The 16,259-nt window shown below is 51.0% G+C and carries 16 protein-coding genes; 4 read left to right on the plus strand and 12 right to left on the minus strand.

Annotated features, from left to right (window positions below; translation table 11 throughout):
- Positions 1-11: 11 nt before the first annotated feature.
- The gene (locus tag DXD68_RS11725) at positions 12-365 is read right to left on the minus strand and encodes a winged helix-turn-helix transcriptional regulator (RefSeq protein WP_122361665.1); all 354 of its coding nucleotides are present in this window, start codon (positions 363-365) and stop codon (positions 12-14) included.
- 167 nt (positions 366-532) lie between these two features.
- Here DXD68_RS11725 and DXD68_RS11730 point away from each other — a divergent pair, with 167 nt between their 5' ends.
- Positions 533-1,060 carry a DJ-1/PfpI family protein gene (locus DXD68_RS11730; RefSeq protein WP_122361666.1) on the plus strand — a complete coding sequence of 176 codons (528 nt, stop codon included), beginning with the start codon at positions 533-535 and terminating at the stop codon, positions 1,058-1,060.
- A gap of 6 nt (positions 1,061-1,066) precedes the next feature.
- Here DXD68_RS11730 and DXD68_RS11735 read toward each other — a convergent pair whose 3' ends face one another.
- Positions 1,067-1,342 carry a hypothetical protein gene (locus DXD68_RS11735; RefSeq protein WP_122361667.1) on the minus strand — a complete coding sequence of 92 codons (276 nt, stop codon included), beginning with the start codon at positions 1,340-1,342 and terminating at the stop codon, positions 1,067-1,069.
- Positions 1,343-1,368: 26 nt separating this feature from the next.
- Here DXD68_RS11735 and DXD68_RS11740 point away from each other — a divergent pair, with 26 nt between their 5' ends.
- Positions 1,369-2,925, plus strand: coding sequence for an ATP-binding protein (locus DXD68_RS11740; RefSeq protein WP_122361668.1), 1,557 nt, complete (start codon positions 1,369-1,371; stop codon positions 2,923-2,925).
- 27 nt (positions 2,926-2,952) lie between these two features.
- On the opposite strand, the gene DXD68_RS11745 is transcribed toward DXD68_RS11740, so the two are convergent.
- From DXD68_RS11745 to DXD68_RS11790, 9 genes are all read right to left on the minus strand, one after another.
- Positions 2,953-3,741, minus strand: a complete 789-nt coding sequence (locus DXD68_RS11745) for a DUF4469 domain-containing protein (protein WP_122361669.1) — start codon at positions 3,739-3,741, stop codon at positions 2,953-2,955.
- Positions 3,742-3,832: 91 nt separating this feature from the next.
- Complete coding sequence (locus tag DXD68_RS11750; RefSeq protein WP_122361670.1) at positions 3,833-5,362, minus strand: hypothetical protein; 1,530 nt, start codon at positions 5,360-5,362, stop codon at positions 3,833-3,835.
- Positions 5,363-5,526: 164 nt separating this feature from the next.
- Positions 5,527-7,239 carry a fimbrillin family protein gene (locus DXD68_RS11755; protein ID WP_122361671.1) on the minus strand — a complete coding sequence of 571 codons (1,713 nt, stop codon included), beginning with the start codon at positions 7,237-7,239 and terminating at the stop codon, positions 5,527-5,529.
- An 11-nt stretch (positions 7,240-7,250) separates the two neighbouring features.
- Positions 7,251-8,216 (minus strand): fimbrillin family protein, encoded by a 966-nt coding sequence (locus DXD68_RS11760; RefSeq protein ID WP_122361672.1) that lies wholly within the window; start codon positions 8,214-8,216, stop codon positions 7,251-7,253.
- Positions 8,217-8,292: 76 nt separating this feature from the next.
- A complete protein-coding gene (locus DXD68_RS11765) occupies positions 8,293-9,213 on the minus strand; it encodes a fimbrillin family protein (protein ID WP_122361673.1) in 921 nt (306 codons plus the stop codon).
- 38 nt (positions 9,214-9,251) lie between these two features.
- Positions 9,252-10,331 carry a hypothetical protein gene (locus DXD68_RS11770; protein ID WP_147382994.1) on the minus strand — a complete coding sequence of 360 codons (1,080 nt, stop codon included), beginning with the start codon at positions 10,329-10,331 and terminating at the stop codon, positions 9,252-9,254.
- Between the two features lie 336 nt (positions 10,332-10,667).
- Positions 10,668-10,952, minus strand: a complete 285-nt coding sequence (locus DXD68_RS11780) for a hypothetical protein (RefSeq protein WP_233577117.1) — start codon at positions 10,950-10,952, stop codon at positions 10,668-10,670.
- Between the two features lie 14 nt (positions 10,953-10,966).
- Entirely contained in the window at positions 10,967-11,881 is a 915-nt protein-coding gene (locus tag DXD68_RS11785; RefSeq protein ID WP_122361676.1) for a DMT family transporter, read from the minus strand.
- Positions 11,882-11,896: 15 nt separating this feature from the next.
- Positions 11,897-12,175, minus strand: coding sequence for a hypothetical protein (locus tag DXD68_RS11790; RefSeq protein WP_122361677.1), 279 nt, complete (start codon positions 12,173-12,175; stop codon positions 11,897-11,899).
- Positions 12,176-12,335: 160 nt separating this feature from the next.
- Between DXD68_RS11790 and DXD68_RS11795 the strand changes: the two genes are divergently transcribed.
- On the plus strand, positions 12,336-14,912 hold the full coding sequence (locus tag DXD68_RS11795; protein ID WP_233577118.1) for a hypothetical protein: 2,577 nt from the start codon (positions 12,336-12,338) through the stop codon (positions 14,910-14,912).
- Between the two features lie 91 nt (positions 14,913-15,003).
- Positions 15,004-15,693 carry a CDGSH iron-sulfur domain-containing protein gene (locus tag DXD68_RS11800; RefSeq protein ID WP_122361678.1) on the plus strand — a complete coding sequence of 230 codons (690 nt, stop codon included), beginning with the start codon at positions 15,004-15,006 and terminating at the stop codon, positions 15,691-15,693.
- A 153-nt stretch (positions 15,694-15,846) separates the two neighbouring features.
- On the opposite strand, the gene DXD68_RS11805 is transcribed toward DXD68_RS11800, so the two are convergent.
- On the minus strand, positions 15,847-16,254 hold the full coding sequence (locus DXD68_RS11805; protein ID WP_122361679.1) for a pyridoxamine 5'-phosphate oxidase family protein: 408 nt from the start codon (positions 16,252-16,254) through the stop codon (positions 15,847-15,849).
- Positions 16,255-16,259 lie beyond the last annotated feature (5 nt).

The raw sequence follows: 16,259 nt of genomic DNA on the forward strand, positions 1-16,259 counted from the left end.
CCCTGTATTCTTTATCCCTTGGCCGTCTCTCGGCTGGTCAGAATCTCGTCCATATGTCCGAGTGCCCAATCTACCAGGCTCTGGATATGAGGCATGAGTGTCGTGCCCATTTCCGTGAGGCAATATTCCACGCGGGGCGGCACTTCGGGATAGACTTTGCGGTGCACAAGGCCGTCGGATTCGAGGGTACGGAGCGTAACGGTCAGCATCCGTTGCGAGATATCGTCGATGGTCTTGTGGATGTCGCTGAAACGCATCGTGCCGTTCGCGCTCAGTGTAGTCAGGACCAGCATCGACCATTTGTCGCCAAGACGGCTGAGGACGTCACGTACCGGGCAGTTTCCCGTAGGATGAAAGTTTTTCATATTTTTAATATTCTGATATTCTATTGAAGCTCAACAATTGTTATCTCTATGTAAGTTGCTTATTCCGAGGTGCGTTCTTGTTTGGACGAACCGGATAATCTACATTTGACGAACAAAAGTAATAAACTTACGAAAAATAACTATTGTTTCATTTAATAATTAAGATCATGGCAAAGAAAGTAGCAGTTTTGGCAGTGAATCCGGTGAACGGATTCGGTTTGTTCCAGTATCTGGAAACATTTTTTGAGAATAAGATACCTTACAAGGTGTTTGCGGTGGCAGATTCGACGGAGATAAAAAGCAATTCCGGCGTTACGCTGATCGTGGACGATGTGATTGCCAACCTGAAAGGGCATGAGGACGAGTACGATGCGTTGGTATTCGGTTGTGGCGACGCTGTTCCCCAGTTCGGTGAAAATGTAGGCAAGCCTTACAACCAGGATATGCTGGCGGTCATCAAAGTATTCGGCGACAAAGGCAAGATCATGATCGGCCATTGCGCGGCAGCCATGATGTTCGACATCGCAGGGATCACCGCAGGCAAGAAAGTGGCGGTTCACCCGTTGGCAAAACCGGCTATCAAGCTGGGCCATGCCACCGACGAGAAATCGGAGATCGACGGAAACTTCTTCACCGCCCAGTGCGAACATACCGTGTGGACGATGATGCCGCAGGTGGTCGAAGCACTGAAATAAAAAGATTCAGCTTTGTGCACCGGAACGAATAGTTTTCTTATCCGGTATATCGAAACGATCGAACCGGGCGGTATCCTTTGCCGGAGCCGTCCGGTTCGATGTGTCAGAACCGAACGGTTCGACAGGGTGGAGTCGTCCGATTCGATGTGTCGGAACCGAGCGATTCGACCGGATGGAGCCGTTCGGTTCGGTATATTTCGCCCCGTGTGCTGGCTGTATATGGAAAACAATCGCTATCTTTGTCTTTGCCTGACGGTTACCGCCCGGTGTAAATTGAATCATTAATCCATAGGATAGGAGAACCGATTATGAATGAAATACTTTATCCCATCGGGATTCAGAACTTTGAGAGTCTTCGCAAAGACGGGTATCTCTATGTAGATAAGACGGCATTGATCCACCGCCTGGTTCGTACGGGTACCTACTATTTCCTCAGCCGCCCGCGCCGTTTCGGTAAAAGCCTGCTGGTGTCTACCCTCGAAGCTTATTTCCGGGGGAAGCGCGAGTTGTTCGACGGTCTGGCGATGGAGGAACTGGAGAAGGAGTGGACCGTCTATCCCGTATTGCACCTCGATCTGAATATCGGGAAGTATAACACACCCGGGGAACTGGAAGCTGTCCTCAACAAGGCTTTGCTCGACTGGGAGGCAGTTTATGGTGCGGGTGAAGGCGAAACGACCCTTGCCCTCCGTTTCGATGGTATCATCCGGCGCGCCCATCAGCAGACCGGACAGCGGGTAGCGGTTCTCGTGGATGAGTATGACAAGCCGATGCTGCAAGCGATCGGCGACGAAGAGTTGCAAGACGCCTACCGCCTGACGCTGAAAGCCTTCTACGGCGTGCTCAAATCGAGGGACGGCGACATCAAGTTTGCCTTGCTCACCGGCGTTACCAAGTTCAGCAAAGTGAGTATATTCAGCGACCTGAACAACCTGAAAGACATCTCGATGGATAAAAGGTTCCTTAATCTTTGCGGCATTACCGAATCGGAGCTTCACGCTTATTTCCGGCCGGGCATCCGTGCGCTTGCCGCGGCGCAAGGAATGGAGTACGACGCGATGTGCGCCCGGCTGAAGACCTATTACGACGGTTATCATTTCGCCCCCAACTCCGAAGGCATTTACAATCCTTTCAGCCTGCTCAATGCATTGGACAAGGAGGAGATGGGCAGCTATTGGTTCGAGACCGGCACGCCTACCTACCTGGTGGAACTGTTGAAGGAACATAACTATAACCTGCCTCACCTGGAAAAAGAACAGGCTACCGCCGAGGTGCTCGACAGCATCTATACCGACGATAGCGATCCGATCCCGGTGCTTTACCAAAGCGGCTACCTGACGATTCACGGTTACGATTCCCGGTTTGAAACCTATCTGCTGGGTTTTCCCAACCGCGAGGTGGAGGAGGGTTTTGTCCGTTTCCTCGCTCCTTACTACACCGGCAAGCCGAAGCGGGAGGCAGAGTTCGAGATCAAGAAGTTTGTCCGCGAGGTGGAATCCGGCGACCCCGAGTCTTTCTTCAGCCGCCTGCGGAGCTTTATGGCCGGTACGCCTTACGAGTTGATCCGCGACCTGGAGCTGCATTATCAGAATGTACTTTTCATCGTTTTCCGCCTCGTGGGTTTCTACACCCGGGTGGAATATCACACTTCCCGCGGTCGGATAGACCTGGTGCTTCAGACCGACCGCTTCGTCTACGTGATGGAATTTAAGCTGGACGGCACCGCCGAAGAGGCGCTTCGCCAGATTGCCGAACGCCGTTATGCTGACCCGTTTGCCGCCGATCCCCGGCGTGTGTTCCGCATCGGGGTGAATTTCAGCAGCGCGGAGCGTAATATCGAGCGTTGGATAATCGAGGAGGGGTGACCCCCTCCTCATGCTTTTTAAGGAAACTTATTCGATTTCGGGCCGATCGTCGCCACCACCGCTGCTGCCACCGCCTACGACGAGGGGGATGGAGTAGACCAGGGTGCGCGGCTGTTTCAGCTGCGTTTTGTTGGTGCTGAAGTAGGTTTCGAGGGTCAATTCGTAGGTGCCGGCTTCCAGGTTGGCGGGGAGGGTGAACATCAGGCGGCTCGGGTCGTTGATACCGAAGAGGGTGATGGAGGTTGCCACACTGCGGTCGGTGCTTTTCAGCAGGGTGAGCGAACCGATACCCGTACCGTCGGCGTTGATGCAGCGTATCTTCGAGCCGGTCACGTCGATCATGCCGCCCGGGGTGATGGTGCCGTCGGTCTTGCCCGTGGTGACGTCCTTCACCAGGCCGATGCGTGCGCCGCCCGATTCTTTGACCGTGCCCGAGAACTCCATCGTCACCTTGTCGAGCTCGCTGCGCATGGCGGCGGTGGGGATGATGTTGACGGTGCATTTGTTTTTGGCAGGGTCTACCGTACCGGTTTTACCCAGGAAGAGGCCTTCGATGGCGGGGGTGAACATGGCCGTGCCGGTCTTGACGATGTTGTTCTGGCAAACCAACTGGCGGATTTTCTCGTCGATGAGGTTGGCGGTGTTCACCAGGGTGTCGACGCGGTATTCGGTTCTTTCCTCGACGATGGCGCGTGCCACGTCGGTGATGTCCAGCGACTGGATCGGTTTAAGGATGGCTTTGTAGTCTTCCAATACGTCTTTGGTCATTAAGTACTCTTCGAGGTCGAATTTCCATACATACTTTTTTGTTGCCATAAAGCTTTTTGTTTTAGGTTATTAATACTGTGTTTGCCGGTTAGCAGGGGTTGTGTCAAAACTCAGTGCATTTTGACACAACCTCCGTTTGCTATATGAGGGTGGGCTGGGGGTGATTTTCCCGGATTGTTGCTTCAAAATCCAGGAACAGTTTCTCCAATTCACTCTTTAACTGCCCCTTGTCCTTGTCATTGAGGAAACCGTATAGGATGCTGTTATTGACAAACTCCTTGATTTCCGGATACGAGAATCCGTAGCGCAATGTCGCCAACGTATATTGCTCGGTGAGCGAGGTGCGCAGGATACCGGGATCGTCGGTGGAGATAATGATGGGGACACCGGCCTTATGATAAAGCAGGATGGGGTGTTCGCTGTCCTTCACACCGAGGATGAATTCGTTGCTGGTAAGGTTGATTTCCACAGGGATTCCCGTAGGCTTATCCTCTGGTTCTCCCTCAGGCTCTTTCTTCATTGTCTTTAAAATCTCATTGCTGTTCGGCTCGAAAGGCAGGTCTACGCCGTGGCCGATGCGGTTTGCTCCGGCAATGTTTACAGCCTGGTCGATATGATAAGTCAGATGTTCGGGGCGTGTCAGGCCGAGCGTCAGTTCGCCGGCATGGAGCGAGGTGTTGACTTTGACTTCGTCTTTGTTTTCGTTTTGTTTATCGGCAAGCACGGCAAACATTTGCATGTGCAGGTGGTAATAGAGCATCGACTTTTCCCCATTTTCGGCGGCGACAATATTGCATCCCACCAGCAAGTTCTCTTTCTCATCGGACGAAAGCAGGCATGCCTTATGTACAACGTAGAGCTGGACGAATACTTTCAGAGGTTCCCCACCACGCGAAGAGTATCCTTGATAGCGGCACAGAAGCTTTCTTTTGCCGTTGTCGGTCGTGGTTTCCCAAGCCTCTTCGTTGATTCTGCTTTTCTCGTCCAACTGCTTTATAAATTCGAGGTAGTCGGCAGCGGCTTCAGTAGCTTTCGTGTCGATAAGATCATAGATTTCGCCCAGCAGTGCCTTCGCTTTATCATCATCCCCTTTCTTTACATAATATTTCAGGTCTGTGTCATATTTCTTGTAGTCGGCTTCGTCGAGGAAACAGTATTCCGGGACGTGGGGAGAAGATGCCATCACTTCGAGGTATTGCACATTCTCCTTGACGGCGCGTTTTTTCAGTTCGCGCATCAGATGGGCGAGGTCGTCGATATCCGAAGTCAGTGCCGAAAGGAGGCCGAAGGTACCGAAGAAATATTCGTCCGGGCCGAGGGGATACTTGTAGGGCTGGAAGTTGCGGATGCTCCATTTGTCGATAAGCTCCATGCGATGGTTGTGGAGGTCGTCCATATCTTTGGAGAGCCGGACGACCTTTATACCTTCCGGTTTGTCCTTATAAAGTTTGCCTGTTGTCATATCGACGTACATTTCTTTTTTCGCTGCCATCTCGAAGTAGGTTTCGGCATACGCCGAGCCGGTAAGATGATTGTGAAGGTCGCCGCCTTTGGGCATGGCGGTGAAGAACTGGCGCAAGGCTGCACGGTCGTTTTTGATGTCCTCGAAGTATTTCGATGTGTCCTGTTCCTCAACCGTGGGTTCGTTTTTGTCTTCTCTTGTTTTCATACTTGTTTCTTTTTAGAAAGTTTATAATCTTGTTCAATACATACCCGCCCGTTTGCGTTGCCCTCCTTTCTTTGACGGGGCGGGGGTGAATTATCCGGTTTATTGCTGTCGTTTCAGCCGGGGGCTGAACCTAAATGGCTGACTTCGTTTCCGGCTGCCCGGCCTCAGAAGGCCAATACGGCGCGGACATTGCACTCCTTGGTTTGGACTTCTATTCCATAATGAGGTTCTGAGTCGGAGATAAACCACGAGTACGATTCCTGAAAGTTGTAACCACTCCAATACTTTCCTTTAAGTTTGGTTCCACCGGCTTTTTCAATCTGCTGATTCATTTCATTTAATATAATCGATTTCCCAGTGATATTATCAGGTATGCCGAACCATATCGTTGCCAGCTCAAACTTGCCCGGGAAAAACCACCCGCTGCACCCCTCCGGCGTGGGATGACTGCCGGCATAGGTCTTCACCGCGTCGTAGGCCGGAAAATCAGCATCTTTATTGTGAGCGGTGTACAGCCCGAAAAGGGCGTTGTAGGCATAACCGTAGGAGGGGTTTGAAGCGAAAACCATCTCCCAAAGGGATTTCTCGTTGTCCGTGAATCCGTCGAAAGCATAAGCCCACTCCCAAAGGGTTTTTTCGTCCTCCGGCTTCGTAGCCCATGCGACGGGGGAATCAGAGACATCCTGAAGTGCCACCACCATGCCGTGGATGCACGTGGGATGCTCGTCCATCAGGAGGTGGTCGCCTTGCCGATTTTTGGTCTGCGTCCAGTGTGTCCCTTCCTTCTCGCCCACCCAGAAGATGACGCCGATGCAGTCCTTTTTCACGTTGTCGGGCAGTTTTCCGTTGCTGAAAGCCTCCTGCGGCAGGACGGTGCCGTCCTTCATGTAGAAGTCGCCTTTCGCGAGCGGACGTTCTGTGGTGGTCTCCGTGCCCTTGTCGACGGTGTAGATTTGGTATGTGCCACCTGATGCGTCATTTTCCGTTATATTCGGTGTGAACTTGTGCTTCTTAAAGTCGGAATCATAGTAAGAAGAAGCAGTGCCGGCGTCCCAATTTTCATTGATACGTATTATGTGGCGTGCCGTGTAATGATTTTCCTGCCACCACTTGTTCACATGGCCGCCTGTATAAAGGTTGTAGCTTTTCGACATATTCTTGCCGTCGATGGTTTCGGTATAGGTGCAGATGGTGTGCGGCAGGCGAATGACTAACAGCACCATCTGATGCTCCATCGTGAAGGTGAGGGTAGAGCCGGAGGGGGAAGCCGGGCTGCCGTCCGGAAGGGGAGCGACTACGCCACGCGCCACCATCAGGTCGTTGGCGGTGTACTTGGCGTAGGTGCTCTGGTCATCTTTGACATCCCACTTGTTGATAAGATTCCAGAAGAAATATTTCACGTCGTCTTCTTTGATAGTTACTGTATATTTGGACGACATGTCTTTCTGGTAGGGATAATAGGCAAAGTAAAGGTATTCGTCGTCGTGGGGGATGGACGGGAGTGCCTGGTTTGTTTCAGCTTTCCATGTTTGGCCATCATAGGTGAATTTCCCGTTTTCGAGAATTGCCTCTCGCGCCTCCTTCGTCTTCTTCACCACATAGATGCCTATCGCGTCGCCTTTGGTAAACTCGGTGGCAAAGCCTCTTTCCACGGCGCGGGTCACGGGTGCGCCGTTGTTCGTCGCGGCATTGGCGGCGGAGGCTTCCGGGGCGGCGGCATAGGCTCCGTCGGTAACGGTGATGGTGAGCACGGCGGCAGGGTCGGTGCCGTTGCCGGGGGCAGCGTTATCGAATGCGTCGTCGGGGGTGCAGGCTGCTGCCAGCATCAGGAGCGTCAGCAGTACCGCTGTTCGGTATAATTGTTCTGTTCGTTTCATGGGGAATGGATTTATGGGTTATTACTTGGGGTGCTATTGGCATCCTCGCTCTCGATGTTATCGTCCTTGCCGCCCTGCTCCCATGTCCCGCCGGTGGGGGGCGCGAGGGTGAGACCGTCGTCGTTTACCGTCACGTTGTAGGTGTAGTGGCAGTTATCTTGAAACGTGAGATCACCTTGCTGCAGTATCTTCCGATACGAATAGTCCTTGTTGCCGTCGATGGTTATCCGGATGAGTTCGATGGGGGTGGACTGTATGACGTCGTATTGAAACTTTATTACCCCCACGACCGCATCGAACGTTCGGATATAGCCGGCGGTGGCCGGGGTGCGTTCGTGGGGGAAAACCGGGCCTGATACGTTTCCGTCATCTATAGAAATAGTCCCGTCCGAATTCGGCATATAATTATTCATATTGAATGCGGGAAGCATCACTGTCGCTTGACGCAGGGCTGCCTCGCTTATGCCTGTTCCCGCACGGAGATTCACCGTGATGCGGACGTTATAGTAATGTTCGAATAGAAGGCTCGTCTGCGTACGTGTTATCGTGATTTCCTCGGCACCAAGAAAGTTTGCGGCGTCAAAATTCTCGTCGGATCTCTGGTCGGCGGATAGGTCGGTTAATTTGTCCGTCTTCACGTTGGGATACCAGGCGGTGAGGGTTTTTTGCTCGTTGGCGGTGCCCTGCCAGCGGATGGCGTCGGCATCGGTGGCGGGGACGAACTGTCCGCTGCGGTAGACGTAAGTCTTTGCCTTCGTGTCGCCCTTAGAGAGGACGCCTATCGTGTTGCCTTCCTCGAACGTTCCGTCCACGGTGGCGCGGGTCTGTGTGTCGCCTGTCATCGGGGCGACCGTAGCGCTGAAGGTCACGATGTCGCCGTCTGCTGCTGCGCCGCCTTCGGTCAGCCCGTCGCTGCATCCTCCTGCCGGTATCAGCAGTGCCGGCGCAGCTATCATATATATAATGTATGCTTTCATAACTTATCTCTTATTTAATTTATCCTCTCTTTATTCTCTCTTCTCTCTTCTCTCTCATCTGTCATCTGTCAACTGCTCAGTTCCACACCGGGACATCTTCTCCATTCTCGCCGTTCCCTTTCTCCCACGGTTTTATCGTGGCCGGGCTGATGGTGAGCGCGGATTTGTTCACCTTTATATTATAGGTATAGGAATAACCGGCTGCAAATTCGCGTTTGCGGCTGTTTTCCGGGTTCTCCGGGTAGTCGATCGTCGCGGAATAAACCGCGTCGCCCAGGGTGACTTCGATCTTTGCGCTATTCTGCTGTTGCGGGAAAACAATCAGCGAGGAGGACATTCCGCTTGCATTGGAGGGAACCTTCCGGGTCAGCTTCTTCGCTTTTGTCCCTTCCGTTTTCCCCGTTGCGGTATCGAATGTTCCCTCCAATGCGAGTGCGTCGATGGCGTATTGAAGGTCACCGAGCGTCGGAATGCCTTTGCCCGGCAGGAAATTCAATACGATGAGGCTCATGCAATGACGGAACCGGAACTGCACGTCGGGTTTCGCCGCGCTGCCGGTGGCCCGGGCGAAGAGGAAGTCGTATTTCGCCTGCCCCGCGGCTGTCTGGTCATCGGCGTTTGCGGTGACCTTGCCTGCCGGGGTGCCTTTACTGCCTGCATAGGGATAGTAGGCGGTGAAATCGACGGGGTCGGTGTTTTGGAAGTAGATGCCGCCCGTTGCTCCGCCGTCCGGGGTGAATATGCCGTCGGCTGCCATGGTGGTGAATTTCACATTCCTGTACTCCGTCGTTCCCGACTTTCCGGTTATGCCGATGGCGTCGCCATGCGCCCATACCGTACCTGCTGCACGGGTAGCCATCGCGTCGATGACGGAGGTGATCCGTGCCTCCACGAAGGGATGGTCTGCCGGGCTTGTATTCTCTTTCTCACATCCTCCGAAGAGGGTGGCTGCTGTTGCCACGAGGGCAACGAATCGGATTTGATTGATTGTTTTCATGCTTCTACTTGTATTTATTTTTATATGCTGTTATTCGGTTACATATTCGCATCCACGTCGTCGCCCTTGCCGTTGCCCGAGGTCCAGTCGATGATCGTTCCGTTCGGCCCGGCCCCCACGGGGGCGAAGAGGCTGCCCGTGACGTCGAGCGGGGTGAGCTTGTCTGCGTTGAAGTCGCGGAGGAGATCGGTTACGTCGGCGATGGTCGTGATATGGTGGCCGTCGGAGAAGGTGAGCGTCGTTACGATGCGGTGTGTTGCTTCCGCGACGATACCTGCGGTCCATACATCGGCAGTGAGCCGGTCGGCGGTACGGGCGAACGGTATCCGTACGGCGATGGAATCGCCTGTCACTTCACCTGTCCGCAGGTCTATTGCCGCCGCTACGCCTTCCAGGCGGGATTCGACGGAGGCGATGCGTTCCGGGTCGCCCTCCGTGACGGTGAGGGTGAAGTGTATCCGGCGCATCCGTTGGTGCATGGGCAGCGTGATCCGTACGGTGTCGTCGGCAATCGCGTCGGCGGTTGCCGTACCGGAAAAGAAGACGCCTGCATCGGGGATGAGCAGGGTGGGCGGTGTATCGTCTGCCGCAGCATTTGCCGCAGCGTCCGGCATTGTGTTTATCGTGGCGATACCGTCGTTCACGCTGACGCCTGCCGGGAGGTTATAGGCGAGCACTTCCACGGTGCCCGGCTCGAAAAGTCCGGGTACGACGAATGCCGCACTGTTTGCCGTGGCGGTGTTGCCGGCTGCTTCTACACGGTACCGGGCAGGGATTGCCACGTCTTCGCCGCGCTGCGACCATTCCGTGGTGCCTGCTACGGCACCTTTGTCGGGGTGCGAGGTCTTGTGGCCCTCTTTCTTGTCGCAACCGGCGGGAAGGAGCAGGATTAAAAGCAGGATTGCCAGGACGGCAGGGGAGACGCTTGCCTTCGGGGTACGGGGACGGAAGGGGGTTGAACGGGCGTCTTGGGTACGGGGTGAAAAGGCTGCGGCGGGCAGGTGACGGATCAGCGCTGCGTTGCCGTACGGTAAACGGGCGGAACTGATATCAGTTCCGTATCCGGGCGATAGTAGCATCGCCCGGATACTTTTCCTTAGATGAATTGTTGTAGGCATAAACAGATTCCTTTCTTTATTATTAATAATAGTGTTGTTATGGTGATGACTGATTTTTGCCTAAATGTAGTCGGACGCAACAAGGAATCTGTAACAATTTGCAAAATGAGACAAAATAATTGGGGTTTTCGGAGAGGTTTTGAGACGATTGATAGGAATACCACTGCGGTGAGAGGTTTACCACCCTCGATTATTTTACTCGGCACACGGGAGATGAATAGTAAATAAATAAGAGAAAAGAGGGGAAAAGTTCAAAAAGATGAGCTAAAATAAAATCAGCCAGGCGGCTTTTCATGTATAGCAACCTGGCTGATTCGATTTATAAGCAATTATAGATTACAATTTACTTATTTCTTCTACCGACAATCCGGTACATTGCGCAATCGTGTCGATATTTATTCCCTGTTTTTTTAAGTTGGCAGCGATAAGGCGTTGTTCTTCTGCCTTGCCTTTTTCCATCCCGTCTTCGAAGCTGGTATCGAGGGCAGCGGAGAGGTCACGTTCGACGGAGAGGCTCAATTCGTATTCAAGCCGTTGGTCGGGAGTCATACTCGCTACTTCCACAATGCTTTTCAGTTTGCGGAAAATTTGGTTGTTGAGTTCTTTAGGTAATCGTTCCATGATCTCGATATTGTTTAAAACATATATCCCTTGTTTCTTTTCAAATGAACCCCCCTCTCCGCAATATAAACCCCACTCAGGATAAAGACCGATCCGATCAGGGCGATCACCGTGATGATTTCGTCGATCACGATGGCGGAAGTGATCAGCGTCACCAGCGGGACAATATAGATATAGTTGGCCGTGCGGAACGGACCCAGCTCTTTGACTGCCGTGTTCCACATGATGTAACAAAGCATCGATGCTACCACACCCAGGAACAGCAGGTTAGCTGCAACGACCGGGCGGAAGAGTATCGCCGTATCCGTATTCAGCGGATGGAGCAGGAACATCGGGGTTAATGTGACAAGCCCGTAGAAAAACACCTTTCGGGTAATCAGCAATGTCGGATACCGGTTCCCCATCTGTTTCAGTATCAGACAGTAAAACGCCCACATCAACGCTGCGATCAGCGTCAACATATCCCCCAGTGGATTGATCTTCAATAGAAAACTACCGTTGAACACGACAAACGCCACCCCGATCAGCGCCATGACGGAGCCGTAGATCAGGTTCGGTTTGATCTTCTCCCCGCGGTAAAACAGGAGCGAAAGAAACGCCGTCAGGATAGGAGCGGTGCAGATGATGAGCGACACGTTTGAAGCCAGCGTGATCCCCAGCGCCGTATTTTCTGTAATAAAATAGATCGATCCCCCGCAAAGCCCGGCGGCTACGAACATAAGCTCATCCCGTTTGCTCCGGGCGAACAGCACCTTAGGCGAAATAAACCAGATGCAGACATAAGCCAGCGCGAAACGGTAGAAAAGAATGTCGACGGGAGACAACCCGTTATGAATCAGGATTTTTGTCGAAACGAAAGTCGTACCCCAAATAATAACCGTGATGATTGCGATCAGATGATACCAGTAAGTCAGATTATTCTTTGCCATATTTTTATGAGAATTTCAGAAAGAGAATACTTTTAATATGATCCATAATAAGACAAAGGCAGCAAGGGCAGCCAGTAAAATCACATATTTTATTTGTGAGAAGTACTTTTGTTCATCTTGTTCGCGTTCTTTCACCTGCCGGTTGATCCGGTCGAACTCTTCGGCACTGATGTCCGGGAGTTGGGAAGCGTACTTTGCACGGGTGTCTTTTCCCCGGTCACGGAGTTGTCTGAGCATCTCCCGATCCTCTTTGTTCCTTCGTATCATATCGAAAACATGGCCAGCAAAACTCATAAGCTTTTCTTTTTAAAGGATTCGTTTATTGTCTGCTAAAATACGAAAAAAAACCGGATCAGGCTGCCAGGCGTTATGAGTAAAACAAGTTGAATGTCTGCTCTGTTATGTAAATATACAGGTGTTACTTGTTTGAATATAATTGTGATTCAGTTTGCAGATGATGAAATTACATGTTTATACTGTCTGTTACTATATATTATTGTTGGTCCTGCTGTTTTTTCCGTCTCCGGAGGCGGCAGCGGATCTATTGTTGCCGGTCGACAGTGCCGGTATGACCGAAGGCGATTCGCTGGTCCGAAAATCGATCTACCCGTCGTCGGCCACTGAGAAAAGTGATTTTTATAAGATGCTTTGGGGAGAACATTACCGGAAATTATATTCTATCCCGATCACCGTGCCTGCCGTCACCCTGCAAACGCTTTGGGGTGGGATGAAGGTGGTGGAGCAGGCTACTGATTTCCAGGGATTACTTCTGGAAAACGATCAGGCACAGTTATGTCTTTTGAAGCCGCTAGGCGGATATACTACCTTCCTCGAATCGAAATTCTTCCAGGAAGTCTATAGCAAACAAGTATTCAGAAATACATATCTGGACCAGTTCATCGGCGATGCCTATACTATTATCAATCCGTTTACCTTTATCTCTGCCGATTATCTGGCGCGTTCGTCGGGCCTGAACTCAAATAATTCGCGGATCTTTTACTTGCCCGAGTATTCCACAACCGATACAGTGGCGGATGGAACGCCTATCGGAAATAAGCTGGTCAGTGTCATCGATGTGCCCGATTTTAATACCCGCCCGAATATTCTCCTGACAGAAGATTTGCTGGATACTATCCGGACGGATAAGAATTATCAGGTGAATCAGGAACTTTATATCCGCGAACGTCTGTTGGATATGGTGATAGGTGACTGGAATAAGATACCCGAAAACTGGAACTGGATAGCGCGTCAGCGGGGCGACAGCCTAACCTTCGACCCGATCGTCATCGACCGTAACCATGCTTTTACGAAGGTTGACGGCGTTTTGTTCAAACAAATGCTCCGGGTGTTGGGCCTGGGTTTCATTGTTAATTACGATCCTTCGCTGAAAAGCGTCCGCAAAGAGAACGCCTTGGGTTTTTCTTTGGATATGGCGTTGGCTTCCCAAAGTGATGCCGATGTATGGATGCAGCAGGCCCGATTCATCCGCCGGACACTGACCGATTCGGTGATAGACGATGCTTTCTCGCGTTTGCCGAAGGGAATAGAGGATAAGGAGATCGGACGGATCGGCGCGATCGTGAAACAGAGACGGGATAGGCTGGAAGAGATAGCAACGGCTTATTTCGATCAGTTGCAGCGAACCCCGGTTCTGACGGGAAGCAACCGCTCTGACCGTTTCGTCATCGATCGTACTAATCCCGACAGTTTGTTTATCCGCATCTACGATAAAGAGACAGACCGACTGGTGTTCGACCGGAAATATAGCCGTAAAAAGACCAAGGAACTTTGGCTATACGGTCTTGAAGGTGACGACCGTTTTGAAGTGAACGGAGAAGCAAAGAAAGAAATGCCCGTCTTCCTGATTGCCGGCCGTGGTGAGAATAGCTACCGGCTGGACCCGGGTCATCATATACGGATTTACGAGTATAAGTCGGAAAAGGCCCGGTTAGACTCCATTCTTCATGCCCGTAAAGTTTTTTCGGATATACCGGAAATACATCAGTATGACTACAATAAGATCAAATATCATAAAATGTCGCTCACACCCTGGGGGATTTACGACTCGGATAAAGGATTCAGTCTCGGTACATTCTTTACCTATACGATGTATGGCTTTAAACGTTCGCCGTTTACTTACCAGCACCGTGTCGGCTATAATTACCTGCAAGGGTTCATGTACCAAGGGATTTTTCCTTCTTACGACGGAAAGAAATCGTTCAATATAGAGGCGACAATCAGTTCGAAGAGGAATTTCTATAACTTTTTCGGTTTCGGGAATAATACGGACGGATATAAGGAAGCGAAGAAAAATTACAACCGTGTCCATATCCGCGAGTTCAAACTGTCGCCTTCTTTTCTGCTCAATTTCGGAAAGAATGAAAAGCTGACTGTTCGAACTTCGTTGGAAATGTTCAAGGCGAAGGAAACGAGCGACCGTTTCATCAACCAATATTATCCCGAAGATCACCGGATTTTCAAGAATAACTACTTCTTCGACCTGGGGGCTACGCTGGAGACGGAGAAAGAGCTTTCTTCTTTTATCCCCCGGATCGGTGGAGCTGTAACAGCCGGTTGGATGATGAATCTGAGGGATGCCGGACGTAATTTCCCTTATGCCGGTGCTTCTATGGAACTGGACGTACGGATTACCGATCGTCTGACTTGGGCGACGATGGCGAAGTGTAAACTGCTCTTCAATAATAAATATGAATTCTACCAGGCGGCATCCACCGAACTACGCGGTTACCGGGATAACCGTTTTATCGGGAAACAGGCTTTTTACCAATATTCGGATATCCGGTTGGATATGGGGAAACTTAAGAATCCGTTCACCCCTTTGAAGTACGGAGTGTTTGCCGGGTTCGACTACGGCCGTGTCTGGTTTCCGGGTGAAGAATCGAAAAGATGGCATACCTCGTACGGAGGAGGGGTATGGCTGACGTTGATCAACAAGGTCACGACGAAGTATTCATGGTTCGGTTCGACCGATAGTTTCCGTTTCATGTTCGAGCTTGGACTGGGATTTTAGCGGATGGCTTGATTTTCCGGAAGGTTTGACTAAGCAAACTGAAATCCAGGTTGTTTAATAAATAGTACATAAAATTAAAACAACTTAGGTGATGGAATCTAATAGTGAAAAGAAAATCAAGGTTCTCCCAAACGGACCTTACGAAGTGATCGGGGATGTCCCGGTGAATCAGTTACGTTATATCGGCGACCGGAAAGGAGCTTCCACCGGTTATAAGGAAATACAAAAGTATTCCGTTGAAGGCGTATATCATCTGTGCCGCTGCGGTGGCTCGCACAACAAACCTTTCTGCGACGGAACGCATAAAAAGATTGGCTTTAAAGGAGATACGACGGCCAGTCACGATTCGTATGATGAAATGTCTGTCCTTTATGAAGGTAAAGTCATCGATATGCTGGATGCCGAAAGCCTCTGTGCGGTAGCCCGTTTCTGCGATACGCACGGTACTGCCTGGCAACAGGTGGAGGAGGGTGACTCGAAGGATACGATTGAAATAGTGAAAGAGCAGTGCGCCAACTGCCCCAGCGGTCGTCTGACAGCCGTTACGAAAGATGGCAAACGGATTGAACCCGAACTGCCCGAAGGTATCAGTATCCTGGAAGATGTCCCTGCCAGCGTACACGGTCCTATCTGGGTGAAAGGCGGTATTCCTATAGAAGACGAAAACGGACGTGTCTATCCGGTGCGCAACCGCGTTACATTATGCCGTTGCGGTCTTTCACAGAACAAACCCTTCTGCGATGGCAAACATATGCGGAATCAGGGAGAGTTGGATGATTAATGTCTGAATGTAAACTACCGTTGGGTTTAAAATAAGTATTCATTCGACAGTTGTTCTCTATTCGTTCGATAACTGTTCTTTATTTATTCGATGGTTGTCGAACGAATAAAGAACGGTTATCGAACGAATATTTATTTAAAACGTATATGATGTTTACACTTTCCCCTTCACGAACTTATGGCCAATCCAGTAGGTTGCATGTTCGGCGGTGAACTTCAGGATACAATATTCCGGGTCTTCCACACCTTTGGGGAAATGCTCATAAAACCAGTCTACCCATAATGCTTTCTTTTCCGCAGCGTCTTCGACTACTTCGATGGTGCCTGTCAGCGTCACACTGTCGCCTTCCTTGAAGAAAGCGACGCCTGCTTTCGGGTTTTCGATAAAATTCTTTGTTTTTTCAGAACTCGTTCCCGTTGAGAACCAAATCGTATCGATCCCGTCTGTCTTGATCTTCGAAATGACTATAGGACGGGGATAACCCTGCTCGTCGATGGAGGCTAATGTCAACACCTCGCAGTTATTCAGCAATTCGATTGCCTCTTGTTTGATCTTTTCCATAAAAC

The organism is Parabacteroides sp. TM07-1AC (assembly GCF_003480915.1).
In the GTDB taxonomy this organism is placed as follows: domain Bacteria; phylum Bacteroidota; class Bacteroidia; order Bacteroidales; family Tannerellaceae; genus Parabacteroides; species Parabacteroides chongii.

Excerpts from the sequence above, each read along its gene's own strand:
- DXD68_RS11725 (WP_122361665.1), bottom strand. The coding sequence starts at position 365 with ATGAAAAACTTTCATCCTACGGGAAACTGCCCGGTACGTGACGTCCTC.
- DXD68_RS11730 (WP_122361666.1), top strand. The coding sequence starts at position 533 with ATGGCAAAGAAAGTAGCAGTTTTGGCAGTGAATCCGGTGAACGGATTC.
- DXD68_RS11735 (WP_122361667.1), bottom strand. The coding sequence starts at position 1,342 with ATGATTCAATTTACACCGGGCGGTAACCGTCAGGCAAAGACAAAGATA.
- DXD68_RS11740 (WP_122361668.1), top strand. The coding sequence starts at position 1,369 with ATGAATGAAATACTTTATCCCATCGGGATTCAGAACTTTGAGAGTCTT.
- DXD68_RS11745 (WP_122361669.1), bottom strand. The coding sequence starts at position 3,741 with ATGGCAACAAAAAAGTATGTATGGAAATTCGACCTCGAAGAGTACTTA.
- DXD68_RS11750 (WP_122361670.1), bottom strand. The coding sequence starts at position 5,362 with ATGAAAACAAGAGAAGACAAAAACGAACCCACGGTTGAGGAACAGGAC.
- DXD68_RS11755 (WP_122361671.1), bottom strand. The coding sequence starts at position 7,239 with ATGAAACGAACAGAACAATTATACCGAACAGCGGTACTGCTGACGCTC.
- DXD68_RS11760 (WP_122361672.1), bottom strand. The coding sequence starts at position 8,216 with ATGAAAGCATACATTATATATATGATAGCTGCGCCGGCACTGCTGATA.
- DXD68_RS11765 (WP_122361673.1), bottom strand. The coding sequence starts at position 9,213 with ATGAAAACAATCAATCAAATCCGATTCGTTGCCCTCGTGGCAACAGCA.
- DXD68_RS11770 (WP_147382994.1), bottom strand. The coding sequence starts at position 10,331 with ATGCCTACAACAATTCATCTAAGGAAAAGTATCCGGGCGATGCTACTA.
- DXD68_RS11780 (WP_233577117.1), bottom strand. The coding sequence starts at position 10,952 with ATGGAACGATTACCTAAAGAACTCAACAACCAAATTTTCCGCAAACTG.
- DXD68_RS11785 (WP_122361676.1), bottom strand. The coding sequence starts at position 11,881 with ATGGCAAAGAATAATCTGACTTACTGGTATCATCTGATCGCAATCATC.
- DXD68_RS11790 (WP_122361677.1), bottom strand. The coding sequence starts at position 12,175 with ATGAGTTTTGCTGGCCATGTTTTCGATATGATACGAAGGAACAAAGAG.
- DXD68_RS11795 (WP_233577118.1), top strand. The coding sequence starts at position 12,336 with ATGATGAAATTACATGTTTATACTGTCTGTTACTATATATTATTGTTG.
- DXD68_RS11800 (WP_122361678.1), top strand. The coding sequence starts at position 15,004 with ATGGAATCTAATAGTGAAAAGAAAATCAAGGTTCTCCCAAACGGACCT.
- DXD68_RS11805 (WP_122361679.1), bottom strand. The coding sequence starts at position 16,254 with ATGGAAAAGATCAAACAAGAGGCAATCGAATTGCTGAATAACTGCGAG.